The following is a 26054-nucleotide window of genomic DNA, read 5'->3' as shown; positions in this document are numbered from 1 at the left end:
ACAGGGAGCTACAGAATTTTATTTACCAGGAGACAAGCATGACACCTGATTTTAATACCGGCCTCGACAAAAACAGCGCCAACTACGCCGCCCTCACCCCGCTCGACTATATCTCCAGGGCAGCGGCAGTATATGGCAATCGCCTGGCAATTGCACATGGCGCCGTGCGGCAGACCTGGCGCGAAACCTATGCGCGCACGCGCCGCCTGGCCTCCGGCCTCATCAAGCTGGGCGTGGGCACGGGCGACACGGTGGCCGTGATGCTGCCGAACACACCCGCCATGGTGGAAGCGAGTTTTGGCGTGCCCATGGCCGGCGCCGTCCTCAATGCCCTGAATATCCGCCTCGACCTGGCGGCGCTGACCTTCATGCTGCGCCATGGCCACGCGAAAGTATTGCTGGCCGATACGGAATTTGCCGAGCTGGCGCGCCAGATGGCGGCGCAGATTCCCGGTCTGCGCGTGATCCAGGTCAACGACGTGCTGGGACCGGAAGTGGAGGCCTTTTCCGACCTCGACTACGAAAGCTTGCTGGCCAGCGGCGACCCCGACTACGAGTGGCAGCCGCCTGCGGACGAATGGGATGCCATCGCCCTCAACTACACGTCCGGCACCACGGGCGATCCGAAAGGCGTGGTCTACCACCACCGGGGCGCGGCCCTGAATGCCCTGTCGAACATATTAGAGTGGGACATGCCCAAGCATGCCGTGTATTTATGGACATTGCCGATGTTCCACTGCAATGGCTGGTGCTTCCCGTGGACCATCGCCGCGCGCGCCGGCGTCAACGTGTGCCTGCGCAAGTTCGATCCGAAACTGGTGTTCGACCTGATGCGCGAATTGCGCATCACCCACTATTGCGCGGCACCCATCGTGCACGCAGCGCTGGCCAACGCGCCTGCCAGCTGGCGCGAGGGAATCGACTGGACCGTGCGCGGCATGGTAGCCGGTGCGCCGCCGCCGGCCGCCATGGTGGCGAAGATCGAAGCCATGGGCTTTGACTTGATCCACTCATATGGTTTGACGGAAGTGTACGGCCCGGCCGCCATCTGCGCCGAGCAGGACGAGTGGGCGGCCTTGAGCCAGGAAGAGCGCGCCGTATTAAAGTCGCGCCAGGGCGTGCGCTACCATTTGCAAAGCGCCGTCGCCGTGATCGACCCGGAAACCATGCAGCACGTGGCGGCCGATGGTGAACAGATCGGCGAGATCATGTTCCGCGGCAATATCTGCATGAAGGGTTACCTGAAGAATGAAAGGGCGACGCAGGAAGCCTTCGCCGGCGGCTGGTTCCACACGGGCGACCTCGGTGTCATGTATCCGGACGGCTATATCAAGCTGAAGGACCGCAGCAAGGACATCATCATTTCCGGTGGCGAGAATATTTCCAGCGTGGAAGTGGAAGATGCGCTATACCACCACCCGCAAGTGCTGGCCGCCGCCGTCATCGCCCAGCCGGACGAGAAATGGGGCGAGACGCCATGCGCCTTCGTCGAGCTGCGCGAAGGGGCCAGCGTGACGGAAGCGGAATTGATCGCCTTCTGCAAGAACAACCTGGCCGGATTCAAGGTGCCGAAAGCCATTTATTTCGGCCCCCTGCCCCGCACGTCGACGGGCAAGATCCAGAAGTTTGAATTGCGCAAGCGCATGCAGTCGGACAAGGCCATCGACGTCTGACCTCTACCCGTCAGTCGCGCTTGCCGGCCTGCCACGCCGGCTGCGCCACCACCAGGCGCGAAAAACTGGCGATGCTGGCCACGGCGGCAAACCCTGCCGCCAGGCACAGCGCATACGTCGTTCCTTTTGCGGCGGAAACCGTGAAGCAGTAGGCGACCAGCGCGGCGCCCGTCGCCTGGCCGATCAGGCGCGAGGTGGCGACCACGCCACTGGCGCCGCCGGCCCGCTCGGGCGGCGCGCTGCCCATGATGGCTTTCAGATTGGGCGCCTGGAAAAAGCCGAAACCGATGCCGCACAAGGCCATGCGCCAGCCGATGTCGAAGGCGCTCGGGTGCGCCGGTATCCAGATCAAGGTCAGCAAGCCGCCGGCCAGCGCCGCCAGGCCGATGCCTCCCAGCACGCCCGGCGAGTAACGATCGCTCAAACGCCCGGCTACGGGCGCCATCACGGCCACCAGCACGGCCCACGGCGTCATCAAAAACCCCGTTTCGACGGGTGAACGGCCCAGCGTGACTTCAAAATAGAATGGTAGCGAGACGAACGCCAGTCCCTGCGCGGCAAACGTGCAGATGGCCGTCAGCGACGACAGCAGGAATAATGGACGGCGAAACAGGTCGATCGGCAGCATCGGCGCCGCATGTCCCGCCTGGCGGCGCAGCAACAGGACAAAGAACACGGCCACGGCCACCAGTTCCGCCAGCAGGACGGCGCCGGACGCGTGATGGGCGGCGTCGCCGAACAGCAAGATGAGCAAGCCGAAGGCACCCACGTTGTACAGCGCCGTGCGCGCATCCAGGGTGTGGCCGGAGAGTCTGGTGGCCGGCAGCATGCGGCTGGCGAGGAAGAAGCCCGCCACGCCCAGCGGCACATTGATGGCGAACAGCCACGGCCACGACGCCGTCGCCAGGATCAGCGAGGCGGCCGTGGGGCCGATGGCGAACGCGACAGCCACCACCAGCGCATTGTTGCCGAATGCGCGTCCCAGCAAATGTTTCGGATACAGGGCACGCAGCAGCGCCGTATTGACGCTCATCATGGCGCTGGCGCCGACGCCCTGGAACAGCCTTGCCACCACCAGCGACGGCAGGGACCAGGCCAGTGCACAGGCGAGCGACGCCAGGGTAAATAACAGCATGCCGGAGATAAATACGCGCCGGTAGCCGGCGATTTCACCGAGGGCGGAAAACGGCAGCAGGGTCGCCACCATGGCCAACTGGTACACGTTGACGATCCAGACGGAAGCGGCCGGCGTCGTGTGCAGCTCGCTGGCGATGGCCGGCAAGGCCGTGTTGGCGATCGCCGTATCGAGCGAGGCCATGCCCACGCCGATGGCCAGCGCCAGCATGGCCCATAAACGGGCGCCGGGCGGCAAGCCGTCCTCGCCCACCATCACGGGTTGCGTGTGCCGCTGCATAGACCGCTGCATAGACTGCTGCATAAATACACTACCTGTTCATCTTGCTGATCCGGGCAACACACTAGCATGTATGAAAGAAAGCTGCAGAGCAGGCAAGCTTACTTCTGGCAGTCGATGACCTTGAAATCCTTCGAGTAGCAGATACGCAACTCGCCCGAGTGCTTTTCATAGCCGAGCCAGCGGCCCTTCAACTGCGGGTTGTGCTGCTTCATCCACTGGAACAGTTCGTTTTTTGGCATAGTGGAGTCCGGCAACTTCAAGGCCTGGAACAGTTCGCGTTCCTTCTCGAAATACTGCTTGGCCGTATCGAAATCGCAAGCGCCATGCTTTTCCCATTCCCCCTGCAGCAAGGCTTCACCGGGCTGCATGCACATGTAGGGCAAGATGTCGGACGGCGCCAGCTTGGGCAGATTGCCCTTGCAATAGCGCGGATGCATGTCCGTCTTGCGCGGCGGCGTCACGGAAATGTCTTCACACGTGGCGGGATTGGCCGACTGCGCCCACAAGCCATGCACGATCCAGCCGAACTGATTGCTCTCGGCGCACTGGAAGGCGGCCTTCTTCGACACTGCGCCGCGGCGGCGCTGGCTGTCGCAAAATCCTGGCGACCACGACAGCGCCAGCATGAAGTAATCGGTGGGCACGTTGGTGCTTTGCTTGTAGCAGGTGTTTTTCTCGTCCGACGGCTTGACGTCGTAATCGACATAACTGACGTTGCGCGGAATGGCGCAGGTGGCGTCGGCCGCGTGGACGGCGCCAGCGGACAAGCTGAGGAAAACGGCGGCCAGCGCGGGCAAGACAGAGCGAATTTTCATCGAGTTTCCTTCAAGATATAAAAACGCCGGCAATAAAGTGCCGGCGGGGTCAAAACGAACAACATCAGTCACGACACCTGACAAAACCGTAGCGAGCGGCAGTGATTTGTGGCCGAGAAGCGCAACCGTACTCTAGTACGGTGAGCATCGCCGGCCGCAAAGCGCGACGCGCAGTAGGTTTGGTCAGGTGACATCTACTAGCAAACGGTGTGCATCCAGCCGTGGGTATCCGGTGCCGTGCCATGTTGCAAGCCCAGCAGCGCTTCGCGCAGGGCCAGCGTGACGGCGCCGTTTTCATTGTTGTTGATGGTCATTTCAAAGCCGTTGGCCTTGGCCACACCGACCGGCGTGATGACGGCGGCCGTGCCGCAGGCGAACACTTCGGTCATGCGGCCCGAAGCGATGTCGTCGCGCCATTGCTGGACGGACAATTTACGCTCTTCCGTGGCATAGCCGAGGTCTTTTGCCATTTCCAGCAGGCTGCGGCGGGTGATGCCTGGCAGTAAAGTGCCCGTCAGTTCCGGCGTCACGACCGTGATTTTCTCGCCATCCTTGTAGACGAAGAAGAGGTTCATGCCACCCATTTCCTCGATGTACTCGCGGTGCACGGCATCGAGCCAGACGACCTGGTCGCAGCCCTTTTCCTGTGCTTGCGACTGAGCCATCAGGCTGGCCGCGTAGTTGCCCGCGCACTTGGCTTCACCGGTGCCACCAGGCGCGGCGCGCACGAAGTCTTCGCTGATCCACACGGTGACGGGTTTCACTCCTTTCGGGAAATAGGCGCCGGCCGGCGAGGCAAACAGCACGAACAGGTATTCTTCCGAAGGACGCACGCCCAGGTAAGGATCGGTGGCGATCATCAGCGGACGCATGTACAGGCTCTCGCCCGTGTTCTTCGGCACCCAGTTGCGGTCTTGCGCAATCAGCGCATCGCCCGCTTGCAAGAACAGCTCGACAGGAATGGCAGGCATGGCCAGGCGCGCGGCGCTGCGGTTGAAGCGCTCGGCATTCTGTTCTGGACGGAAAGTCTTGATGCTGCCATCAGGCTGGGCAAACGCTTTATAGCCTTCGAAGATGGCCTGGCCGTAGTGCAGGGAAGAAGCGGACGGGTCCAGCGTCAAAGGGCCATAGGCCTTCAGTTCGCCCTGCTGCCACTTGCCGTCACGGTAAGGAATCACCACCATGTGGTCGGTGAAGATGCGGCCGAAGGCGGGATTGACCATGCGCGCGGCGCGCTCGGCGTCGGACAAGGGGTGGGCGGACGGGGTGACGACGAGATTCGGTGTGGAAGTGGTCATGGCGGCAATGGGAACTAGTGAACAGTATCCCTATTGTAGCGCCTATGGCGCCCAATCAGGCAAACGAGGATAGCCCCCATCCCGCGAAAACTGGGCGCCATCATTTGCGAATGATTCTCGTTTGCGTTAAAATGTCAGCCTTCCTTCTTCCCCGCCATGCCTGACGCCTCGCTTGGCAGCGCTATCGAAAGCCGCTTCATGACGACCTCCTCCCTGCCACACCCCCTGCCGCGCGCCAGCGCCGACGATGCGCTGCAGACTCGCCAGCAGCGCCAGCTTGTCGCCCCACAACAACGGCGCTGGCACTGGAGCTGGAAGCAGGTCTGGTTTCAATTGCACTGGTTCATCGGCATCACGGCCGGCACGGTGCTGGTGATCATCGGCCTGAGCGGCGCCACCCTGGCCTTCAAGGATGAATTGCTCGATGTCATGAACCCCGGCGTGCGCCATGTGCCCGTGGAAACACGCGCGCCCCTGACGCCGGCCCAGCTGAGCAACATTGTCGCAGCCGAACACGGCCAGCGCGTGGCGTCCATCACCATGTATGCAGAAGCGGGCGCGGCGCCCCGTTTGTTCTTCGCGCCCAAGAACGGCCAGCGGCGCGGCGAGTCCATTTATGTCCATCCCTACACGGGCGCCACCCAGCCGGCGCTGGCGGGAGCGGAATTTTTCGAGTGGACGGAATCCTTGCATCGCTGGCTGCTGCTGCCGCGCGATCCGGGCCGCCAAGTGGCGGGCGCGCTGGCCCTGTGCCTGCTGGGCCTGGCGCTCTCCGGCCTGTATCTGCGCTGGCCCCGCCGTCCGCTGGACTGGCGCACCTGGCTGACCTTCGATCCTGCATTAAAAGGCCGCTCGTTTTTGTGGAATTTGCACGCCGTGGCCGGCACCTGGTGCCTGGTCGTCTACGTGGCGCTGACCCTGACGGGCATTTACTGGAGCTATGACGTGGTGCGCGACAATATCGATGCCTGGGCCGGCAAGCCCCCAAGGATGGCACAGGCGCCCATGAAAAAGGGGACGGGCAAGGAGAAGGAGGCGCCGGCCGTCGACATCGGCCTGGCCTGGAGCAGCTTCCAGCAACACGCCCCCGGCTGGACCCTGGCCAGCGTGCGCCTGCCCGTGCGCGCCGGTGAAGCCGTGCAATTCACTTGGCTGGCCAGCGACGCGCCGCACGAGCGGGCGCGCAGCCGCATGAGCATTGCCCCGGCCGACGGCAGGCTCACGGAAAATGAACCGTACAGCCAGCAGGCGCTGGGCGCACGCCTCGTCAACATCATTTATCCGCTGCACATGGGCACGTATTTCGGCTTGCCAGGCCGCATCATCGTCACCCTCGCCAGCCTGGGCCTGCCCCTGTTCGCCATCACGGGCTGGATGTTGTACCTGGGCCGCCGCAAGGCCAAGCGAGCTGTGCAGGCGCAGCGGGCTCTGCTGGCTGGCATTGTGGGCAAGACGGACACGGGCTTGCCCACCCTGGTGGCCTACGCCAGCCAGTCGGGCCAGGCCGAGCGCCTGGCCCTGGAAAGCGCGCGCGCCCTGCAGCAGGCGGGGGTAGCCGTCGACGTGCAGTCGCTGGAGCGCTTTGATCCCGCGCAATTGCGCCAGTACGCGCGGGCCCTGGTCGTCGCCAGCACCTTTGGCGAAGGCGAAGCGCCGGACGGCACGCGCCGCTTCGCGCGCCTGCTGCAGCAAACAGCGGGCACGCCGCTGGCCGGCCTGGAAGTGGGCATGCTGGCCCTGGGCGACCGCCATTACAGCGACTTCTGCGGCTTCGGCCATGCGCTGGAGCGCCAATTGCGCGCGCTGGGCGCCACGCCTTTGTTCCCCCTGATCGAAGTCGACAAGCACGACCCCGCCGCCCTGGCCGACTGGTCGCAAGCGCTGGCCCGTTGCAGCGGCAGCGCCATCGACGCCATCGGCGTGCAGGAACAGGCATCGTACGAAGACTGGCGTTTGCTGCGCCGCGTGCTGCTCAACCCTGGCAGCCTGGGCGGCGAACTGCATGAAATCACCTTGACGGGTCCGGCCGGCGCCACCTGGGAAGCGGGCGCGTTGGCGGAAATCATCGGATGCAACGCGGACGGCAGCGAGGGTGACGCGCAGGGTGGGCAACATGCGCCGCGCAGCTACTCGCTCGCTTCGCTGCCATCGGATGGCGAACTGCAATTGCTGGTGCGCCAGGAACGCCATGCGGGCAGCGCAAACGAGGGGTACGGCATCTGTTCCGGCTGGCTCACGCGCTTCGCCCCGCCGGGCGCCGCCATCCGCCTGCGCCTGCAAGCCAATCCCGCCTTCGCCCCTGCCCTGGTCGACGTGCCCTGCATTTATATCGGCAACGGCTCCGGCCTGGCGGGCCTGCGTGCGCACCTGCGCGCGCGCCAGCGGGCGGGACTGGCCCGCAACTGGCTGCTGTTCGGCGAGCGGCAGCAAGCTTTTGACAGTGTCTGCGGCGAAGAGTTGCAAGGCTGGCTCGACGCTGGCCACCTGGCGCGCCTGGACCGTGTCTTTTCGCGCGATGGTGAAACACGACAATACGTGCAGGACCGCCTGCGTGACCATGCCGACGAACTGCGCGACTGGCTGGCGCAAGGCGCCATCGTCTACGTGTGCGGCAGCCTGCAAGGCATGGCGGCAGGAATCGATGCTGTGCTGCAAGAAGTGCTGGGCCAGGAAGGCCTCGACGCCCTGCTGGCGGCGGGACGCTACCGCCGCGACGTGTATTGATCTGCCTCTGCACATTGCCAGCACCGCCCGGCTATGTGGGCGGGCGCACAGTCAGCGCCAGCCATCGGACTAGAGTGGGGACATCGCGGCATGGGGACAACCCCGCGCCGCACCACCCACTGTCTGCGAGGCACCCCATGAAAAACCCCTGGATGAGCATGTACCTGAGCACCGCCAACCGTATCGCCAACACGGCGCGCGGTCACGCCACGGCCGCCGTCAAGCGCGAAGCGGCGAAAAATACGCGGCAGTTGACGCAAGTGTGGTTCGATTCCTTTCTGCCGCCAACTGGCAAGCCACGGCGCAGCCGCAAGGCCAAATAACTGCCTGGCAATAGGCGAACTGGTGCGGTGCATCACAGCAATTAGTTGAAGTTTCAATCAGATGAACTAAACTGCAAGCATGGTAGTACATAGGAAGTGACCGGCAGGCGCCGCATCCCCGCGCCGCCACCGGGCCACCGGGAGACGACCATGTTGACGCTCAAAGTGCTGGCCTGCCTAGCCCTGTCGGCCTTGCTGCTCGTGCCCCTCGTACTGCGCGACGCGATGCAGACGTCGACCGTGCAGCAGATGCAGGTACCGAATGTCGATGCGCATGCCCTGTGGGCCCACTGGCCCAAGCACTAAAATACGCGAGGCTGAGAAAACGTCGCTGGCGGCGTTGCTTTGACTTGCCGTACTAGCGTACTGTCTGCGTCAAAGGCGCCTTGCCAGCGGCGTTTTTCAGCGGCGCTCGGCAACACGTCGCGTCGTTAAAATCCGCTTTGTTGCGGGTGGGGAATTGTTCCCTTCTCGCATTTGTTTTTGTCTCGTTTTCCTCATCCCCTCTTCACTATACTTTTGATCCAGATCATGGATTTCCCCCTTCGCTGCGGCCACACTGGAACAGTCCGCTTCACATCGCGACGGACTTAACCGGGAGCATCGGCATGGGTATATCGGCTTGGAAGGATGAGATGGCGCTGGGCGTTCCCGCCATCGACGAGGCGCATGAGGCGCTGTTTCAGGAGCTGGCGCGGCTGGGGCAGTTGAGCGACCAGCATTTCAGCGTGGCGTTTCGCGAGCTGATTGCGGCCGTCGAGCGCGATTTCCGCGAGGAAGAGGATTTGATGGAACAAATCGCCTTCCCCTCGCTGGCGAATCACCGGGAACAGCATGCGCGCGTGCTCAGCGGCTTGCACCATGCGTGGGCCGCCGTCGATGAAGGCGACCTGGAGCAGGGTCGCCATGCGCTGTCGCTCCTGCCGCAATGGCTGATCTTCCACCAGGCCACCATGGATCTGGCCCTGGCGGCGGCCCTGGAGCTGGTGCAGCGCCAGCCCAACTAGATCTACAGCAGCAGCACCGTGGCTTGCTCGGGCAGGACGACGCGGTAGTGTCCCGGGTATTTGTCTTCGCCGTCGAAAATCTTGCAAAACACGGGCTGATTGATGTCGTTGACGGCCGCTTCATTCATGGGCAAGGTGGCGATCATTTGCTCGCCATCCATCAGCTGCAAGGCGCTGCCCCGCTCGGTCGCGCAAAAGGCCAGCGATTGCACATCGCTGGCAAACGGCCGCTTGTACCACGGCGTGATGGCCCGCACGGCGCGCCGCGCATCGTGCAAGACTTGCCCCACGCGCGTGACATTCCACGCATCGCGCGCCACGGACGGCTGGAGCACGATATTGGCCGTCAGCTCACCCCTGCCCTTGTTCACCAGGAAAGTGCCGTCCTGCGCGGCAATGTCGTCGTTGAGCGGCACGACAAACACGCCGCCGGCGGACACCTTGATCGGCACGGCAGCGCCATTGCCTTGCAGGGCCACGCGCACATCGTCGATGGTGGCACTGAGCTTGGCGGGAATCAGGCGCAGGGCCATGACCACGCTGCCGCTCGACACTTGCCACACTTTCCTGGCCGTCAGATAACTCTCGCGGTAAGCCGTGAAACGGATGCGCGGCGCCTTGGCGTCGCTATTGGCCGTGATCGTCACCGTTTGCGATGGCAAGGCGTCCTCTGCGGGCGCGGGCGCCGCCGACGCAGCAGCTGTGGCGGATGCGGCATCCATGGCGGGCGGCACGCTGGCGCTGTGCAGCGGCGCGGGAACAGCCGGCGGCGGCGCGTGTTCCTGGGCCTGGCCCAGCGACACGACACACAACCATCCGGCACAAGCGATCCATGTACGCATGCATTTCTTTCAATGAGGAAAATATTTTGTCAGCCCCCGCATTATCGCAGAAGGCCAGCCTGTGCGCCGCCCTTGGCCTGTCTGCACTCTGTTGGTGCGCACGCTTGATTATTTGGCAAATACAGCCTATATTGATAATGATTCTTATTCACAAAAGTGAGGGGAATCGCGCACCCTTCTTTTCCACTGCCCGACCGCGCCGGGACTTGCGGTGGAACTGCTATCCAAGCCAGACCACGGGCCAGCCTCATGCCATCCCCCCAGCTACTGCGCACCTCGCCAGACGAGATAGGAACACACACGACTAAAAATACTCCAGGAAAATGATGCAATCGACCACCGCCTTCTCTTCTTCGCGCCAGCCCGCCTTGCGCCCCCTCCCCCGTTTATTACACATCAGCTTGCTCAGCCTTGCCGCTGGCGTGGCCCTGCCGGCACAGGCTGCCGATGCCGCGCCGGCCGACGTGACCATGCCGGCCGTCACCGTGACAGGCCAGTCGACAGCGACGACGGAAGGCACGCAGTCATACACGGCAGGCGAAACGCGCAGTGCCACGCGCATGGATCTGTCCTTGCGCGAGACGCCGCAATCGGTCAGCGTCATCACGCGCCAGCTGCTCGACGACCTGGGCGCTGTGCGCCTGGACCAGGCGCTGGCGCAGACGACAGGCATCCAGGTGGGCCAGAACGACACGGAGCGCACGACGTTTTATGCACGCGGCTTCGGCATCAACAATATCCAGATCGACGGCATGGCGCGCGGCGGCAATGCGCCGCTGCAAGACACCATCCTGTACGACCGCATCGAGGTGGTGCGCGGCGCCACTGGCTTGATGGGCGGCACGGGCGACCCCTCGGCCACCATCAACATGATACGCAAGCGGCCGACGAAAGAGTTCCAGGCCAGCGCCGGCCTCATCATGGGCCGCTGGGATGACCAGCGCTTCGAAGCCGACCTCTCCACGCCGCTGAACGCGGAGGGCAGCGTGCGCGCACGCACGGCCCTGGCCTGGCAAAGACGCGATTCCTATCTTGACATGTATCACGAACGCAAAACGGTCGGCATGGTCATCGTCGAGGCGGACGTGCGTCCCGGCACCCTGCTGACGGCCGGCGTCGACTTCCAGGACAACAAGCCCACGGGCGCCACTTGGGGCGCCGTGCCCTACTGGAACGCGGACGGTAGCCTGGCCAACTTGCCGCGCAACACCAGCTGGACGACGCCATGGAGCACCTGGGCCGAAAAGCAGCACACGGTATTCACGTCGCTGGACCAACGCCTGCCCGGCAACTGGAACATGCACCTGGGCTATGCGCGCACGGAAAGCACGAACCGCACCACTGCTCTCTATGCGGGCAAAGGTTATCCCGATCCCGCCACGGGCACAGGCATGGAACTGTGGACGGGCGCCTGGGGCGCAGGCAAGAACACGGGCGACAATTTCGACGTGTACGCCAGCGGTCCCTTCACCTTGCTGGGGCGCAAGCATACGGCCATCGTCGGCTGGAACGGCGGCAACCAGCGCTCGCGCTCACTGGGCGGCAAAGCGGAAATCAATTACTCGAAATTCCTCCCCGATTACCGCAGCTGGACAGGCAACATCCCCCGCCCCGTGTTCCACCCGGACGGCTCGCACACGGAAACCGTGACGCGCCTGGCAGGTGGCTATGTCGCCACGCGTTTGAGCCTGGCCGACCCGCTGCACCTGATCATCGGCGCGCGCAGCAGCACTTACCGCACGGATACGCGCAACTACAACACGCAAGGCGTGTACACGGGCAGCGGCGACTTCGTGGAAACGCGCAATGAAGTCACGCCGTATGTGGGCGCCGTGTACGACATCAACAAGCAATATTCGGCCTACGCCAGCTTCACGCAGCTGTTCAACCCGCAGACGAGCAAGGACCGCAACGACAAGTTTTTGCCGCCGGAAACGGGCGACAATGCGGAACTGGGCATCAAGGGCGAATTTTATGAAGGCAAGCTGAACGCGTCGGCCGCCCTGTTCCACACGAAGAAAAAGAATCTGGCGGAACTCGACCGCACGGTGCCGCCCGGCTTTTTGCTGCCCGACGGCGGCCAGGCCATGGTGGCCAATGGCACGGGTGTGACGGCCAAGGGCGTGGAATTTGACGTCTCCGGCCAGATCACGCCCGCCTGGGAAGCGAGCGGTGGCTATACCTACCTGCACGCGGCCGAAGCCGATGGCCGCCGCGCCGCCACCACGCAGCCGCGTCATTTGCTGCGCCTGGCCACCAGCTACCGTTTCGACGGCCGCCTGGCTGGCTTGAAAGCGGGCGCCAGCATGACGGCGCAAAGCGCCACCTACAGCGAATCGTGGTACGGCCGTCCGCCATCGGGGAAGATGACGAATATCCCGCAAGCCGGCTATGCACTGGTCAACGCCATGGCCAGCTATGCGCTCAGCAAGCATGCCAGCGTGCAGTTGAACGTGAATAACTTGCTCGATAAAAAGTACTACCGCAACGTGGGCTTCTTCGATGGCGTCTTCTGGGGCGAGCCGCGCAACATCAGCCTGGCCGTACGCACGACGTTTTAAGCGCGCCAGTGTGCGGGCGCGGGCAGGCAGAAGCCATGTAGCAAGGAACCGCCCACGGGCGCCAGCACGGCGGCGGCGACGTGCTCGAACGCGCGCTGGCCGGCCGGCAAGTCGGCCGCGACCAGGCGCAAGGCCCCGTCCAGCTGCCCGGCGATGGCCGCGTCAAATGCCTGCAGGCAGCGAAACAGGTGCTTGCCGCCGCCGCTCCACTGCCCCGCCGCACGCAAGTGCAGGTCCGCCAGCGCTGGATACAGCTGGCAAGCGACGGCCAGCGCCTCGCCCGGGTGCGTGCTGTCGACCAAGTCTTCCAGCGCGGTGGTGATGGCGTAGCGGCGGCGCTGCAAGTTCTCCGCGTCGAGCACGGGCGGCCCGGCGGCATCGATGGCTTGCGCCAGCGCCAGCAATTGCGCGAAATGTTCGCCGGAGGCGCCGATGTTTTCCCCTTCCAGCACCATGTGCGCCAGCGGTACCGTGCCGCCCGGTGAGTCCATTTCCTTGCAAAAATACGTGAACGTGGCCAGGTCGTGCGCGAACAGTTCCACCGTGCGCCCTTCGGCCACGATGGTCGAGCGCCAGGCGCAATCGACGTGCTCGAACAGCAGCAGCAAATCGATATCGGAACTGGGCGTCTGCCGGCCCGTAGCATACGAGCCGCCGATGATGGCCGCCACGGCCGTGGGATAGTGTTCCTGCACCAGCCGCACGGCAATCGCGCGGATGGCGTCATAAGTGGGGATCGTCGTCAAAGCCAGTGCTCCATGCCGAAAAACGCTATCCTACCTGCAATATGCATGCGGCCGCCAGCCTGCTACACTGGCGCTCTCCGATCAAGGAACAAACATGGAATACGACTGCATCGTGGTGCCCTCGCCCGTGGGCGAGCTGACCCTGGTGGCGCGCGGCGCGGCGCTGGCCGCGATTTTGTGGGAAAACGACAAGCCGAACCGCGTGCGCCTGGGCGACATGCGCGTCGATGAAGGTTGCGCCGTACTGCTGGAAACGGCGCGCCAGCTGGGCGAGTATTTTGCCGGCACGCGCCAGCATTTTGAGGTGCCGCTCGATTTTGCCGGCACGCCATTCCAGCAGGAAGTGTGGCGCGCGCTGCTGACGATACCGTACGGCCAGACGCGCAGCTATGGCGAGATCGCGCGCCAGATCGGCCGTCCCGCCGCCGTGCGCGCCGTGGGCGCCGCCAACGGCAAGAATCCCATTTCCATCATCGCCCCCTGCCACCGCGTCATCGGCGCCACGGGCGAGTTGACGGGCTTTGCGGGCGGCCTGCATGCCAAGGAAACGTTATTGGCCCTGGAAGGCATCGCCCTGTCCAGCGACCGCGAAGCGCTGAAGACGGGCCACGCCCGCCGCCGCGCCGTGCATGTTGATACGACGCAAGGCTGTTTATTTTAGCCAGCAGCATCGTTCCCCGTGTGGGATACTCACGCCCCCGCTCAAGCCACCACATCCTATGCCCTACCTTGCCATCCTGTTCTTTGTCGTTCTGTATTTGCTGGCCACGTTCTTTTTCCACATCCCCGCCCTGGTCGCCCTCGTGTATGGCGTGCTGAGCCTGAGCTGTTTCGTCGCCTATGCGATCGACAAGTCGGCCGCCAAACAGGGCCGCTGGCGCACCTCGGAGCGCACCTTGCTGCTGCTGGGACTGCTGTGCGGCTGGCCGGGCGCCTTGCTGGCCCAGCAATGGCTGCGCCACAAGTCCAGCAAGCGTTCATTCCGCGTGCTGTTCTGGATCACCGTCGCCCTCAATATCGGCGCTTTCGTGTATTTCAGCATGCATTACGCGGCGCCCGATATCGGCACCGAGGTCGCGCCCATCGAACTGTAAGCTCACTCGCCCAGCAGGCGCAGCGACTCCAGCCAGTCCGCCTTCCATTCGCGCAGCAACGGTTGCGTGGCGAACGCCTTCTTCAGGTGCGCCATCGGCACGCGGTGCACATCGTGCAAGCCGAACGCCAGGGTGACGGGATGCCACAGGTGGCTGTTCTTGCCACCGCGCGAATTCTTGCGCACGCGCGCGCCATCGTCGCCAAAGATGCCCACGCCACTGGCCATGCCTTTGTCCAGGTCGACCTTGCCCACGCCGGCAAAGGCAATCAAAATCTGCTCGCGCCCCAGGCCCTTCAGGGCGCTGGGCAAGACAAACGGCGCTGCATTGTCAGCTCCCGCTTCCGGCTCTGCCGGCTGCGGGTGCTGCAACTCCTTGAGCAAACGCAACAGATCGCGCTCCTGGAAGTGCAAGCCGTCCATGGGTACACGCAGTCCCGGCGCCTTCAGTTCGATGGCGATGTTGCCCGAGTCGCGCGTAAAACGCAGCCACACATCGTCCGCACCCGAAGCCAGGTGCTGCTTGTCCTCGATAAACACGACGGGCGCCGCATAGCGCGTCACGCCGTCATGGAACAGCTCGGCCCAGGCGTCGCTGTAATCGAGCCAGACATACGGCAAGCCGCCCTGCTCCAGCAGGCGCGCCAGGGTCCACGGCGTGCCCGTCTGTTGCGCCAGCCAGGCACAGGCTTGGGTGGCGGTGGCGCGGTACGGCAAAGGAAGGGAAGTCATGGCAGTTCCGTCGATAAAAGTGGAGCGCAGTGTAGCAGACGCCGCCCTCATCGCCTTGGGCAGGCGCAGCGGGCGCGCTATTTTTACGCGATGTGCTAGGCTGGAAACATCAGCACGCGCCACGGCCATTCCGGCCGCGTGGCACACCACCGCAAGGGGATGACCATGCATTCGAGCACCAACGCCGCCACCACGCCCGCCCCGCCACCGGAACGCGATTCACCCACGCCGGCCAGCGAAAGCCATACCGAGCAAGCGCTGGATGAAGCGCTGAAGGAAAGCTTTCCGGCCAGCGATCCGATTGCCATTGCCATCCCCAAGCCGGTCAGCAAGACGCCAGCAATTTAAACACGCGCACGTCCTGCATCATACTGTTCGCCTGCTCCTGCATGCTGGCCGCTGCCGCTGTGGCCTGTTCGACCAAGGCGGCATTCTGCTGGGTCACTGCATCCATCTGACTGATGGCCTGATTCACCTGTTTGATGCCGTCGCTTTGTTCGTGGCTGGCGACGACGATTTCCCCCATGATGCCCGCCACCAGTTGGACAGATGAGACGATTTTTTGCATCGTGCCGCCCGCCTCATCGGCCAGATTGCTACCAAGCTCGACTTTTTCGACCGACTCGGCAATCAGCTGCTTGATCTCTTTGGCGGCAGTGGCGGAGCGTTGCGCCAGGGTGCGCACCTCCGACGCGACGACAGCAAAACCGCGCCCCAGTTCACCGGCGCGCGCGGCTTCGACAGCCGCGTTCAGGGCCAGAATATTGGTCTGAAACGCTATGCCGTCAATCACGGAAATGATCTCGACGATACGCTTCGAGCTGTCCTTGATGGACACCATGGTCGCGACGACACGCTCGACCACTTGCCCGCCCTGCAGCGCTACCGCTGAAGCCGACAAGACCAGTTGATTGGCTTGCTGGGCGTTTTCGGCAGTCTGCTGCACAGTACTGGTTAACTGCTGCATCGCCGACGACGTTTGTTCCAGTGCACCGGCCTGTGCCTCCGTTCTCGCCGAGAGATCCATATTTCCAGCAGCGATTTCCTGCGAGGCAGTCGAAATGGTTTCAGTACCGCTGCGCACGCGGCCCACCGTGTGACGCAGGCTCTCATTCATGCTTTTCAGAGCACTCATCAATTCGCCCGGCTCGTCGCGATAATCGGTCGCGATATGGCTACGCAAATCACCGGAAGCCACAATGCGGGCAACATTCACGGCGTCCTGCAGCGGTCTGGTAATACTCTTGGTAATGAGCACAGCCACCGCAATCCCCGTGCCCAGCGAGAGCACCAGCGTCACCAACAGCAAGCTGCTGGCTACCGTGATGCGCGCTCCCGACTCCGCTTCTATCGCCGACGCGCGTTGGGTGGTCATATCTACCAGTTGCTGAATTGCCTGCAGATGCTGGGCGTAACTCATCGTCATTTTTTTCATCGCAACAGTAGCGCCAACCTTATCCTGTGCCTCAATTGCGGGAATGAACTGTTGCAGTGCAACCGTATAGAAGGCCAGCGCCGGCGCATGTGCCTTGTTCAGCAACAGCTCGGCGATATCGGCATCCAGTTTCGCGTCGTTCCAGAATTTATGGCGCTCATCGTAATCATGTTTGAGCGTTTTAAATCGTGCGATGAACTGCGCCTGTTCGGCACGATCCTCGGTCGCTATCAGCTGAAAACTGACCAGATAGGATTCCAGTATGTATTCTGGCGGTGGCAACACGTCCGCAATCAGATCCTTGCTTTGCACGATTTTCTGATATACCGGGCCGTTCACTTTCCATTCTTGCAGAGTCTTGAACGACCATAGACCATAGAGGATGAAGCCGGCTGAAAAGATCACAATCAGCACAGCTAAACGGTGCGATAGTTTAAGTACTCGTAACATATTCATGATGTTTTCCTTATATTAGCTGTGCTTGCCTCTGGCTCACCTACTGAGGTGACACTACTCTCACATATATTTAACTGCAGTGATGCGAGATGTGCATCTCAGTGCGGTTCTACCGGCACGGCGACGAGTTCTGTGTTGTCGCACAACAAATTATCCTTTCTTCACCGCTTTCTTATTGCTGTGGTTGCTTCCCGGCAATCCGTGAAAAACCATAAAAAAACCCCGCCGGGCAGCGATGGTGAAACCATCGCGCCGGGCGGGGCCAGTCAAGCCGACACGCGCCTACTTCGGCGTGTCACGGTATTGCTCGGGCGTCGTGTCGCCATCGGCGATTTCATACCACATCGCATTGAGCACGGCGAACGTCGCCGCCAGCGGAAGACCCAGTATCCAGGCGAAATACCACATAATTATTTCCTTTCCTTAATTCTTAGTAAGCGTGACCGGTTTCGTCTTCGATGGCTTTGCCGTCAACCTTGCCCCACAGTACTTTATATACCCAGGTCGTGTACGCCACGATGAGGGGAATGAAGACGGCCGTGACGACCAGCATGATGAACAGGGTCATGTGGCTGGACGAGGAATCCCACACCGTCAGGCTGGCGCGCGGGTCGATCGACGATGGCAGGATGAACGGGAACATGGCCGCGCCCACGCTGAGGATAATGCCGGCGATGCTGGCCGCGCTGGCCAGCAAGGCAGGCACTTCGCGGCGCGCGCGCAGGAAGACAAACGCCAGCAGGGGGCCCAGCAAGCCGAAGGCCGGGGCGATCCAGGTCCACGGATGGGCGGCAAAGTTGAGGAACCAGGCGCCCACGTGCACTTGCGCCGTTTTCAGCATCGGGTTCGACGGCCCGTCGACCACCACCGCGCTGCTGATGCGGTAGCCATCGACCCACAGCCACAGGGCCACGCCGGCCAGCGCATACAGCACGACTGTCGCAATCGCCGCCACGCTGCCGTAGCGGCGCGAACGGTCAGCCACGGCGCCGTCCGTTTTCAGCTGCAGCCAGGTGGCGCCGTGCATCACCAGCATGGCCACCGAGACCAGGCCGCACAGCAGCGCAAACGGGTTGAGCAACGCAAAGAACGTGCCGTCATAGAAGATGTGCATGTCTGGCGAGAAACGGAACGGCACGCCCTGCAGCACGTTGCCGATCGCCACGCCGCAGATCAGGGCCGGCACGAAGCCGCCCACGAACAGGGCCGCGTCCCAGCGGGCGCGCCAGCGCGGGTCTTCGCGCTTGCTGCGGAATTTGAACGCCACGGGACGCACGATCAGCGCCACCAGGATGACGAACATGGCCAGGTAAAAGCCCGAGAACGAGACGGCGTACAGCTGCGGCCAGGCGGCAAAGATGGCGCCGCCGCCGAGGATCAGCCACACCTGATTGCCTTCCCACACGGGACCGATACTGTTGATGATGACCCGGCGTTCCAGGTCCGTCTTGCCGGCGAACGGCAGCAATATGCCCGTGCCCAGGTCGAAGCCGTCCGTGATGGCAAAGCCCACCAGCAAGATGCCGATCAGCAGCCACCAGATCAGGCGCAGTGTTTCGTAAGAAATCATTTCATGCAAAATCATGGTCTTGCCCTCCTTAGGCGCGTTGAGTATGAATGGCTGCGGCCGCTGGCACGGGGGCCGGCGCCGTCTCTTCCGGCCCCTTGCGGATGGCCTTGAGCATGAGCTTCATTTCGATAATCAACAGCACGGTGTAGATGGCGGCAAAGCCGGCAATGGTGATGAGCAAGGTGGTCGCGCCCAGGTTCGAGACCGCCACGGCCGTTGGCAGCACGCCTTCGATGACCCACGGCTGGCGGCCTACTTCGGCCACGATCCAGCCCGCTTCAATCGCCACCCACGGCAGCGGGATGGCGAACACGGCCAGCTTCAGCAGCCAACGGTGCTTGTCCAGGGTGCGGCGCGTCGACAGGATGAAGAAAGTGCCGGTGAGCAAGATAAAGAACATGCCCAGGCCCACCATCACGCGGAAGGACCAGAACAAGGGTCCCACGGGCGGCACGGTGTCGAGCGCTGCCTTGCGGATCTGCTCGGGCGTGGCCTGGCGCGGGTCATCGACGTAGCGTTTCAGCAACAAGGCATAGCCCAGGGACTGGCCTTTCGACTCGAACATGTCCTTCGCGTCCTGCGGCACGGGTGCGCCCGGCGCCACGCTGCGGATGGTTTGCAGCGCGTCATACGCCTTGATGCCATCCTTGATCAGCAGTTCGCCGCGGTCGACCAGTTGCTCGATGCCGGGGATTTCCGTCGTCAGCGAACGCGTGCCGATCAGGCCCATCACCATCGGGATGTGCACTGCGTAATGCGTCTCGCGCGCTTTCGCGTCAGGGAAGCCGAAGGCCGTGAAGGCGGCAGGTGCCGGCTCCGTGGTCCACATGGCCTCAATCGCGGCCAGTTTCATCTTTTGATGTTCGGACGACAGGTAGCCGCTTTCATCACCGAGTACCACCACCGACAAGGTGGCGGCCAGGCCGAACGAGGCGGCCACCGTCATCGAGCGCTTGGCCAGCTGCACGTGGCGACCCTTCAGCAGATACCAGGCGGAAATACCTAGCACGAAAATCGACGCGGCCGTATAGCCGGCCGACACCGTATGCACGAATTTCGCCTGCGCCACGGGATTCGTCAGCACGGCGCCGAAATCCGTGATTTCCATGCGCATGGTCTGCGGATTGAAGGCCGCGCCGACGGGATTTTGCATCCAGCCGTTGGCGATCAGGATCCACAGGGCCGAGAAGTTCGAGCCGATGGCCACCAGCCAGGTGGTGATCAGGTGGCCCCGCTTCGACAGCTTGTCCCAGCCGAAGAAGAACAGCCCGACGAAGGTCGCTTCCAGGAAGAAGGCCATCAGTCCCTCGATGGCCAGCGGCGCGCCGAAAATGTCGCCCACATAATGGCTGTAATAGCTCCAGTTCATGCCGAACTGGAATTCCATGACGATGCCCGTCGCTACGCCCATGGCGAAGTTAATGCCGAACAAGACACCCCAGAACTTGGTCATGTCGCGCCAGATGGGGCGGTTCGTCATCACGTAAACCGTCTCCATGATGGCGAGGATCACTGACAGGCCGAGCGTCAGCGGAACGAATATAAAGTGGTACAGAGCTGTCAGCGCGAACTGCAGTCTGGATAAAGCGACAATATCGAAGTCCATATGATTTCCTTGGTGTTTCCCTACTGTAAGTGTAAACCTGGTATCTACATGCGGCTGTTCGATAGCTTCTGCTGCTGTAAGCTATCGGGCTGTGCCGCCCGCCCATCAATCTCCGCGCAAGCCGGCCAACGCCGCCTCGAAGGCGGCTGTGCCCCGGCGCGCGTCACCGACGATGCGGCCATCGCGCAGGCTGACCAGCCGGTCCGCCAGCGCCGCTTCGCGCCGCAAGTGGGTTGCGATCAGCAAGCTGCGTCCGTCGCTGCGCGCGCGCAGGCGCTGCAGGACGTCGATGGCCACCTCCGCATTCAGCGCTTCCGTCGCTTCGTCCAGCAGCCACAAGGTCGATTCGTGCAGGAACAGCCGCGCCAGCGCCAGGCGCCGCGCCTGGCCGCCCGACAAGCCCAGGCCGCCCTCGCCCAGCTGGGTGTCGAGGCCGCCCGCCAAGGCCCGCACTTCCTCATCCAGGCCGGCCGATTGCAGCGCCGCCCACAGCTGCGCATCGCTGGCGGACGGGTCGGCCAGGCGCAGGTTGTCACGCAGGCTGTCCTGGAACAATTCCGTCTTCTGGGTGAACAAACAGGCGCGCGGCGCGGCCACCGTTCCCGACAACGGCGCCAGCTCGCGCGCGGCGATGGCCAGCAAGGTGGACTTGCCCGCACCGCTGGGGCCGATCAAGGCCACGCGCTCGCCATCGGCGATGTGCAGGGAAATATCATGCAAAATGGCATTATTGCTGCCCGCATGCGCGGCGCTGACGTGTTCCAGGCGCAAGCCCGGTGCGGCGTCAAAGGGCGGCAGCGCCACCTCATTGCCGTCAAGGCGCGGCGCCAGGCGGCGCATGGCCAGCAGCATGCGGCCCGCTTCCAGCGCGCCACGGCGCAAGCCCGCAAACGGTTCCACGGCCGTCAGGGCGATCAGCAGGGCCAGCGCCGCCAGCGGCACGTTCAGCGTTTGCTGCTGCACCAGCGCGGCCACGGCCAGCAGCACCCCTGCCAGGGTCGCGCTGCCAGCCACGCCATACGCGGCGCCGGCCGCCGTCTCCAGGCGCAGCAGGGCGAAATCGGCTTGCGCCAGCGAGCGGTCGATCTGTCCCAGCGCGGCGCACTGGGCATTGATGCGGCCCGCCATCACCAAATCCGTCTGGCCGGCCACCAGGTCGATGGTGCCGGAACGCAATTTTTCGATGGCGCGCGAGCGCACGATGGCGGGACGGCGGGCACGCTGTGCCACGACCCAGCTGATGCCGCCGCCGGCGAGCAGCAGCCACGCGGCCAGACCCAGGCCCAGCTGCCACTGCATCACACCCAGCGCCACGCCGGCCAGCAAGGCCACGCACAGGGCCGTAAAGGCCGGCACCAGCAGGCGCAAATACAGCGATTCGAGCGCGTCGATATCGGCCGTCAGGCGGAACAGCAGCTTGGCTGGCTGGCGCAGCAAGCGGCTGGCCGCTTCCGGGCGCGTCCAGCCACGGAACAGTTGCACGCGGATGCTGGCCAGCGCGGCGAACGTGGCGTCGTGCGTGACGAGCCGCTCCGCATAGCGCGAGCCCGTGCGGCCGATGGCCAGCAAGCGGATGCCGGCCGACGGGCCGAACACGTCGAACAGCACGGCCGTGGAGGCATGCAGGCCGGCAATCGAGGTGGCGGTAATAAACCAGCCGGACAAGCCCAACAAGGCCATGCCGGCCACCGCCGTCAGGGCCGCCAGCATGGCGCCCCCGATCAGCTTGCCGGGCTGGGCCAGCAGCAATTGCCGCAGGACGGGGTTCGATATGCGGGAGTTTTTCATGCTGGCTGTTCCTGTTCGTGCTCCTGTGCCTGCGCCCGGACATCGACCTGCACCGCGCGCTGCAGCCGGCCGGCCAGCACGGGGTCGTGCGTGGCGACGAGCATCGTCTTGCCCTTGGCCAATTCCAGCAAGGCGTCCGTGACGCGCGCCGCCGTTTCGCTGTCCAGGTGGGCCGTCGGCTCATCGACCAGCAGCAGGTCCGCATGCGGATGCAGGGCCACGCGGGCCAGGGCCAGGCGCACGGCTTCGCCGCCGGACAAGCCCTGGCCGCCATCGCTGAGCATGATGGCCGGCTGCGCCTGCGCCACGGCAGCCAGGTCGGCCAGGTGCAGCGCCTGCGTCACCTGCGCAGCGTTCGCACCGAGGCGGCCCAGGGTCACATTCTGGCTGACGGACGCGGCAAACACGTGCGGGCGCTGGCCCATCCAGGCCATGCGCTGGCGCAAGGTATTGACGGTGCTGTCTGTCAGGCGCACGCCGCCGATGCGGATCTCGCCATCGCTGACGGGCAGCAAGCCGGCCAGCAGGGATAGCAAGGTGCTCTTGCCGGCGCCGCTGGCGCCCAGCAGGGCCACGTGTTCACCGGCGCGCACCGTCAAGTCGAAGCCCTCGAATACGGGCGCTTCGCCGGGGTGGGCAAAGCGCAGTTGATGGATGTCGACGGCCGGTGGCGGTGCCACCGCCATGGCGGCGGCGGAAACAGCAGCCACTGCCACACCAAAGCCTGGCAGGGGCACGCCCTCGCCCGCCAGGTCGTGCAGGCCGGCCAGGCCCGCTTCGCCGGCCGCCTTGTCGTGCCAGACGGCGGCCAGTTCGCGCAGGGGCTCGAAGAATGCGGGCGCCAGCAGCAGGATGAACAAGCCCTGTCCCAGGCTCAGTTCGCGGCCCCAGGTGCCGAAATTGATGCTACCCAGCAAGGAGAAACCGATAAACGCCGCCACCATGGCGACACCCAGCGCGGAAAACAGTTCCAGCACGGCGGACGACAAAAAGGCGATGCGCAGCACCACCATCGTGCGCCGGCGCACGGATTGTGACGAGGCGTCCAGGCGTTCGGCCGTGGCGTCGACGGCGTCGAGCGCGCGCAGGGTGGCCAGGCCGCGCAGACGGTCCAACAGGAAGGCATTCATGCTGCCCATTTCCACCATCTGCGCGCGGCTGGCCGCTTGCGCGCCCATGCCCACCAGGGCCATGAAGACGGGAATCAGGGGCGCGGCGATGAGCAGGATCAAGGCCGCGATCCACGACAACGGCGTCACGACGGCGAGGATCACGAGCGGCACGGTGAGCACTTTCCAACGCGCCGGCTTGTAGCGCACCAGATACGGCACGATGGCTTCGGCCTGCTCGGCGATGACGCTGGCCGCCTGGCCCGACTGCGCGCGCTGGCGGTCCAGCGGCGAACGCTGCGCCAGCGCTAGCGCCACCTGCGCACGCAAGGTGGTCAGATGGGCGCGCGCCGCCGCGTACATGCGCCGCGCGCCCCACGCTTCGCCGCCGGCGCGCAGCACACCCAGCAGCAGCACGCCAGCGGCCGGCAACAGGGCCGCGCGCCACGGTGCACCATCCAGCATGGCTTGCACGGCCCAGGCCAGCAAGGCCGCTTGTGGCAGCCACAACAAGGCGGCGCCACCTTGCGCCAGGCTGGCGGCGCGGGGAAGGATAAAGCGGGGCAAGGACAGTGGCGTGGTCGGCATCTCTATACTTTTTGAGTTTTCAGAATTTTCTGTAAATTCGATTTTTTGTATAATACTGCGAAACATGACATATATCAATTGACCCTGCGGGTGTGGCGTGAAAAAATTCAGATAATTATGAAAACTCAAAATATCCACATGACGCCGCTGATCCTGACCTTTGTCAGCCATTTCGGCGAGATGGGCAGCCGCTGGGGCTTTAACCGTACGGTGGGACAAGTGTACGCCTTGTTGTTTGTCGCGGAGCATCCTTTGCACGCGGACGAAATCGCGGAACACCTGAGTTTTTCACGCTCGAACGTCAGCATCGGCTTGAAGGAATTGCAGGGCTGGGGCTTGATCCGCCAGTCGCGCATCCCCGGCGACCGGCGCGAGTATTTTTCGTCTCTGGGCGATGTGTGGCAAATCTTCCGCGTGGTAGCCGCCGAACGCCGCCGCCGCGAAGTGGCGCCCACCCTGACGGTGCTGCGCGAATCGCTGCTGGCGCCAGCCACGGAACCCGTGGACCAGTATGCGCAGGAGCGCATGCGCGAAATGTATGAATTGGTCGACCTGGCCAACACCTGGTTCGACGACTTGCAGCGCCTGTCGCCCGAATCGATGGCGCAACTGATGAAAATGGGCGCCAAGGTGCAAAAATTGCTCAACGCCAAGGACCGTCTGTTTGGCGTCAGCAACAACAACGACTGAAGCCCCCTCCCCCAAAGCCGAGACGCCGCCAGGTAATGCCTTAGCACCAACTGGCGCGCTTTGTCACGCCATTTCCCAACGTCATGCTGGCTATCGCTGGCACAGTCAAACATAGCCATATACGATGTTATCAAGTGAACCAATAGAATTATTAAAATTGTATTAATTTATATCAAGAGTAAGCTTTCATTTGCGTATTCGCTACGCGCAGGAAATACTTAAAAGCAGCTAAAAACGGGCAACGGGATGACTTCCCCGGCATGCAGGGACGCGCCCCGACACTATGAAGCGACTGTCTCAAGCACAAGGGGGTTTTCATGAAAAGCGTAAAGAACATTGCCATCAAGGCATCCATACTGGCCGCCCTTACGGCCTTTGGGGGCTTGGCACATGCTGCCACATGGATCGACGTGGGTCCGGCCAGCGGTTTCGTCATCGCCACCAGCACCGTCACGTATTCACCATCGCCGGCACTGCAGGTGAAATATTATGACGATAATCTGGTGCCGCAGAGTCCTGCGGCCATCCAGGGTTACATCAATGGCGTGTTCGGCAGCAGCCTGGGCGCCGCCGTCTCGTTTTGCGACAACGCCACCTCGGGCTGCACTGCCGGCACCACGGCAGGCTGGAGCGCTGGCGTCAATTCCTATACGAGCGCGGCCGCCTATGACTATCTGGCCATCCACTTCGGCCAGGGCGAACTGGTATTCCACTGGGCCGCACCCGTGGCCGCCGGCACCACTTTCACGATAGCGGGCCTGCCCAAAGATCTGAGCAACTACAGGGCCTTCATTTCCGCCGTGCCGGAACCTGAAACCTATGCCATGCTGCTCGCAGGTCTGGGCATGCTGGGCTTCCTGGCACGCCGCCGCCAGGGAAAGTAAGCCGCATAACGGCAGCGGCGTACCAGCGCCCGCTGCCGCCCTCAATGCCAGCCGCATCTTTACGCCGCGCTTGCGACGCCAGGCCCACTGTTTACACCATTTTTAGACCCCCCTCGCTATGCTCGACAGCATCAACTGCTGATCGACAAGGGAGATCTCATGCACGAACAACCGTTTCAGCCACGCGCGCGCAGCGTGATCCGCCAGCACTTGCCCGTGCGGGAACGGCTGCGTCTGGCCCGACTGGCCAACAAAAAAATCGTTTCGGTATGCTCGGCGCTGCTGTGCGCGGTGCCGCTGCTGTATTTGCTGATCGTGGTGCTGTTTGCGCAACCTTAGGGCCGCGTGCTGACAGACAGGAAGAGAGAAGATTGCGGCCGCATGGCGCAAGCCGTGGCCAGTATGAAACTGGTCCGCCCAGAGGGAATCGAACCCCCATTCACGGTTTAGAAGACCGTTGTCCTATCCGTTGAACGATGGGCGGAAAGGTGCAGTATTTTAATCCATGCGCGCCAGCAATGAAATGCCAGCGCGGAATAGAAAACGGGCTGTCATTTCTGACAGCCCGCTTATGACTTTGGTCGGAGTACAAGGATTCGAACCTTGGACCCCCTGGTCCCAAACCAGGTGCGCTACCGGGCTGCGCCACACTCCGAAGACAAGATAATAACGCCCCCAGCCAATTTCGTCAATTGCC

Annotated in this window: 24 protein-coding genes and 2 tRNA genes; 12 read left to right on the top strand and 14 right to left on the bottom strand. The window is 63.3% G+C overall.

Annotated features, from left to right (window positions below):
* Window positions 1–38: 38 nt before the first annotated feature.
* Window positions 39–1673 carry an acyl-CoA synthetase gene (locus ACP7EG_RS24950; protein WP_426089738.1) on the top strand — a complete coding sequence of 545 codons (1635 nt, stop codon included), beginning with the start codon at window positions 39–41 and terminating at the stop codon, window positions 1671–1673.
* Between the two features lie 10 nt (window positions 1674–1683).
* Here ACP7EG_RS24950 and ACP7EG_RS24945 read toward each other — a convergent pair whose 3' ends face one another.
* The 3 genes from ACP7EG_RS24945 to ACP7EG_RS24935 all read right to left on the bottom strand — a co-directional run bounded on the left by ACP7EG_RS24945 (window position 1684) and on the right by ACP7EG_RS24935 (window position 5203).
* Window positions 1684–3087 (bottom strand): MFS transporter, encoded by a 1404-nt coding sequence (locus ACP7EG_RS24945; RefSeq protein WP_426089737.1) that lies wholly within the window; start codon window positions 3085–3087, stop codon window positions 1684–1686.
* Between the two features lie 101 nt (window positions 3088–3188).
* A complete protein-coding gene (locus tag ACP7EG_RS24940; RefSeq protein WP_426089735.1) occupies window positions 3189–3905 on the bottom strand; it encodes a ribonuclease T2 family protein in 717 nt (238 codons plus the stop codon).
* Between the two features lie 197 nt (window positions 3906–4102).
* Window positions 4103–5203: a branched-chain amino acid aminotransferase gene (locus ACP7EG_RS24935; protein WP_426089734.1), complete on the bottom strand. Its 1101-nt coding sequence runs from the start codon at window positions 5201–5203 to the stop codon at window positions 4103–4105.
* 198 nt (window positions 5204–5401) lie between these two features.
* Between ACP7EG_RS24935 and ACP7EG_RS24930 the strand changes: the two genes are divergently transcribed.
* From ACP7EG_RS24930 to ACP7EG_RS24915, 4 genes are all read left to right on the top strand, one after another.
* Complete coding sequence (locus tag ACP7EG_RS24930) at window positions 5402–7927, top strand: PepSY domain-containing protein (RefSeq protein ID WP_426089733.1); 2526 nt, start codon at window positions 5402–5404, stop codon at window positions 7925–7927.
* A gap of 137 nt (window positions 7928–8064) precedes the next feature.
* Complete coding sequence (locus tag ACP7EG_RS24925; protein WP_426089732.1) at window positions 8065–8250, top strand: hypothetical protein; 186 nt, start codon at window positions 8065–8067, stop codon at window positions 8248–8250.
* 150 nt (window positions 8251–8400) lie between these two features.
* Window positions 8401–8556 (top strand): hypothetical protein, encoded by a 156-nt coding sequence (locus ACP7EG_RS24920; RefSeq protein WP_426089731.1) that lies wholly within the window; start codon window positions 8401–8403, stop codon window positions 8554–8556.
* A gap of 302 nt (window positions 8557–8858) precedes the next feature.
* Complete coding sequence (locus ACP7EG_RS24915; protein ID WP_071077924.1) at window positions 8859–9257, top strand: bacteriohemerythrin; 399 nt, start codon at window positions 8859–8861, stop codon at window positions 9255–9257.
* Window positions 9258–9259: 2 nt separating this feature from the next.
* Here ACP7EG_RS24915 and ACP7EG_RS24910 read toward each other — a convergent pair whose 3' ends face one another.
* Entirely contained in the window at window positions 9260–10099 is an 840-nt protein-coding gene (locus tag ACP7EG_RS24910) for a hypothetical protein (protein WP_426089730.1), read from the bottom strand.
* A 326-nt stretch (window positions 10100–10425) separates the two neighbouring features.
* On the opposite strand from ACP7EG_RS24910, the gene ACP7EG_RS24905 reads away from it, so the two are divergent.
* The gene (locus ACP7EG_RS24905) at window positions 10426–12660 is read left to right on the top strand and encodes a TonB-dependent siderophore receptor (protein WP_426089729.1); all 2235 of its coding nucleotides are present in this window, start codon (window positions 10426–10428) and stop codon (window positions 12658–12660) included.
* On the opposite strand, the gene ACP7EG_RS24900 is transcribed toward ACP7EG_RS24905, so the two are convergent.
* Window positions 12657–13406: a nucleotidyltransferase domain-containing protein gene (locus tag ACP7EG_RS24900; protein ID WP_426089728.1), complete on the bottom strand. Its 750-nt coding sequence runs from the start codon at window positions 13404–13406 to the stop codon at window positions 12657–12659. The two genes, ACP7EG_RS24905 and ACP7EG_RS24900, sit on opposite strands and share 4 nt — an antisense overlap.
* A 94-nt stretch (window positions 13407–13500) precedes the next feature.
* Between ACP7EG_RS24900 and ACP7EG_RS24895 the strand changes: the two genes are divergently transcribed.
* Together ACP7EG_RS24895 and ACP7EG_RS24890 are read left to right on the top strand one after the other, a co-directional pair.
* Window positions 13501–14067, top strand: coding sequence for a methylated-DNA--[protein]-cysteine S-methyltransferase (locus ACP7EG_RS24895; protein WP_426089727.1), 567 nt, complete (start codon window positions 13501–13503; stop codon window positions 14065–14067).
* A 58-nt stretch (window positions 14068–14125) separates the two neighbouring features.
* Window positions 14126–14500, top strand: a complete 375-nt coding sequence (locus ACP7EG_RS24890; protein ID WP_426089726.1) for a DUF1294 domain-containing protein — start codon at window positions 14126–14128, stop codon at window positions 14498–14500.
* 2 nt (window positions 14501–14502) lie between these two features.
* On the opposite strand, the gene ACP7EG_RS24885 is transcribed toward ACP7EG_RS24890, so the two are convergent.
* A complete protein-coding gene (locus tag ACP7EG_RS24885; protein ID WP_426089725.1) occupies window positions 14503–15231 on the bottom strand; it encodes a hypothetical protein in 729 nt (242 codons plus the stop codon).
* 165 nt (window positions 15232–15396) lie between these two features.
* Here ACP7EG_RS24885 and ACP7EG_RS24880 point away from each other — a divergent pair, with 165 nt between their 5' ends.
* A complete protein-coding gene (locus ACP7EG_RS24880; RefSeq protein WP_426089724.1) occupies window positions 15397–15579 on the top strand; it encodes a hypothetical protein in 183 nt (60 codons plus the stop codon).
* Here ACP7EG_RS24880 and ACP7EG_RS24875 read toward each other — a convergent pair.
* The 6 genes from ACP7EG_RS24875 to cydD form a co-directional block, all read right to left on the bottom strand.
* Window positions 15557–17122 (bottom strand): methyl-accepting chemotaxis protein, encoded by a 1566-nt coding sequence (locus tag ACP7EG_RS24875; RefSeq protein WP_426089723.1) that lies wholly within the window; start codon window positions 17120–17122, stop codon window positions 15557–15559. The genes ACP7EG_RS24880 and ACP7EG_RS24875 overlap by 23 nt on opposite strands.
* 282 nt (window positions 17123–17404) lie before the next feature.
* The gene (cydX, locus tag ACP7EG_RS24870) at window positions 17405–17530 is read right to left on the bottom strand and encodes a cytochrome bd-I oxidase subunit CydX (RefSeq protein ID WP_070258990.1); all 126 of its coding nucleotides are present in this window, start codon (window positions 17528–17530) and stop codon (window positions 17405–17407) included.
* Between the two features lie 22 nt (window positions 17531–17552).
* Window positions 17553–18707, bottom strand: a complete 1155-nt coding sequence (gene cydB, locus ACP7EG_RS24865; RefSeq protein WP_426089722.1) for a cytochrome d ubiquinol oxidase subunit II — start codon at window positions 18705–18707, stop codon at window positions 17553–17555.
* A 13-nt stretch (window positions 18708–18720) separates the two neighbouring features.
* Complete coding sequence (locus ACP7EG_RS24860) at window positions 18721–20298, bottom strand: cytochrome ubiquinol oxidase subunit I (protein WP_426089721.1); 1578 nt, start codon at window positions 20296–20298, stop codon at window positions 18721–18723.
* A 105-nt stretch (window positions 20299–20403) separates the two neighbouring features.
* Window positions 20404–22086: an amino acid ABC transporter ATP-binding/permease protein gene (locus ACP7EG_RS24855; protein WP_426089720.1), complete on the bottom strand. Its 1683-nt coding sequence runs from the start codon at window positions 22084–22086 to the stop codon at window positions 20404–20406.
* On the bottom strand, window positions 22083–23783 hold the full coding sequence (gene cydD / locus ACP7EG_RS24850) for a thiol reductant ABC exporter subunit CydD (protein WP_426089719.1): 1701 nt from the start codon (window positions 23781–23783) through the stop codon (window positions 22083–22085). Before cydD ends, ACP7EG_RS24855 begins: the two co-directional genes overlap by 4 nt.
* A gap of 117 nt (window positions 23784–23900) precedes the next feature.
* On the opposite strand from cydD, the gene ACP7EG_RS24845 reads away from it, so the two are divergent.
* The 3 genes from ACP7EG_RS24845 to ACP7EG_RS24835 all read left to right on the top strand — a co-directional run bounded on the left by ACP7EG_RS24845 (window position 23901) and on the right by ACP7EG_RS24835 (window position 25696).
* A complete protein-coding gene (locus ACP7EG_RS24845; protein ID WP_242428456.1) occupies window positions 23901–24473 on the top strand; it encodes a GbsR/MarR family transcriptional regulator in 573 nt (190 codons plus the stop codon).
* Window positions 24474–24790: 317 nt separating this feature from the next.
* The gene (locus ACP7EG_RS24840; RefSeq protein WP_426089718.1) at window positions 24791–25357 is read left to right on the top strand and encodes a PEP-CTERM sorting domain-containing protein; all 567 of its coding nucleotides are present in this window, start codon (window positions 24791–24793) and stop codon (window positions 25355–25357) included.
* A 159-nt stretch (window positions 25358–25516) separates the two neighbouring features.
* On the top strand, window positions 25517–25696 hold the full coding sequence (locus tag ACP7EG_RS24835; protein WP_426089717.1) for a hypothetical protein: 180 nt from the start codon (window positions 25517–25519) through the stop codon (window positions 25694–25696).
* A 70-nt stretch (window positions 25697–25766) separates the two neighbouring features.
* On the opposite strand, the gene ACP7EG_RS24830 is transcribed toward ACP7EG_RS24835, so the two are convergent.
* Together ACP7EG_RS24830 and ACP7EG_RS24825 are read right to left on the bottom strand one after the other, a co-directional pair.
* A tRNA-Arg gene (locus ACP7EG_RS24830) sits at window positions 25767–25841 on the bottom strand.
* 94 nt (window positions 25842–25935) lie between these two features.
* Window positions 25936–26012, bottom strand: a tRNA-Pro gene (locus ACP7EG_RS24825).
* Window positions 26013–26054: the final 42 nt, after the last annotated feature.

It is taken from the genome of Janthinobacterium sp. PSPC1-1, from assembly GCF_049897625.1.
Classification (GTDB): Bacteria; Pseudomonadota; Gammaproteobacteria; order Burkholderiales; family Burkholderiaceae_D; genus Janthinobacterium; species Janthinobacterium tructae.
This window is presented reverse-complemented; position numbering and strand designations above follow the sequence as displayed.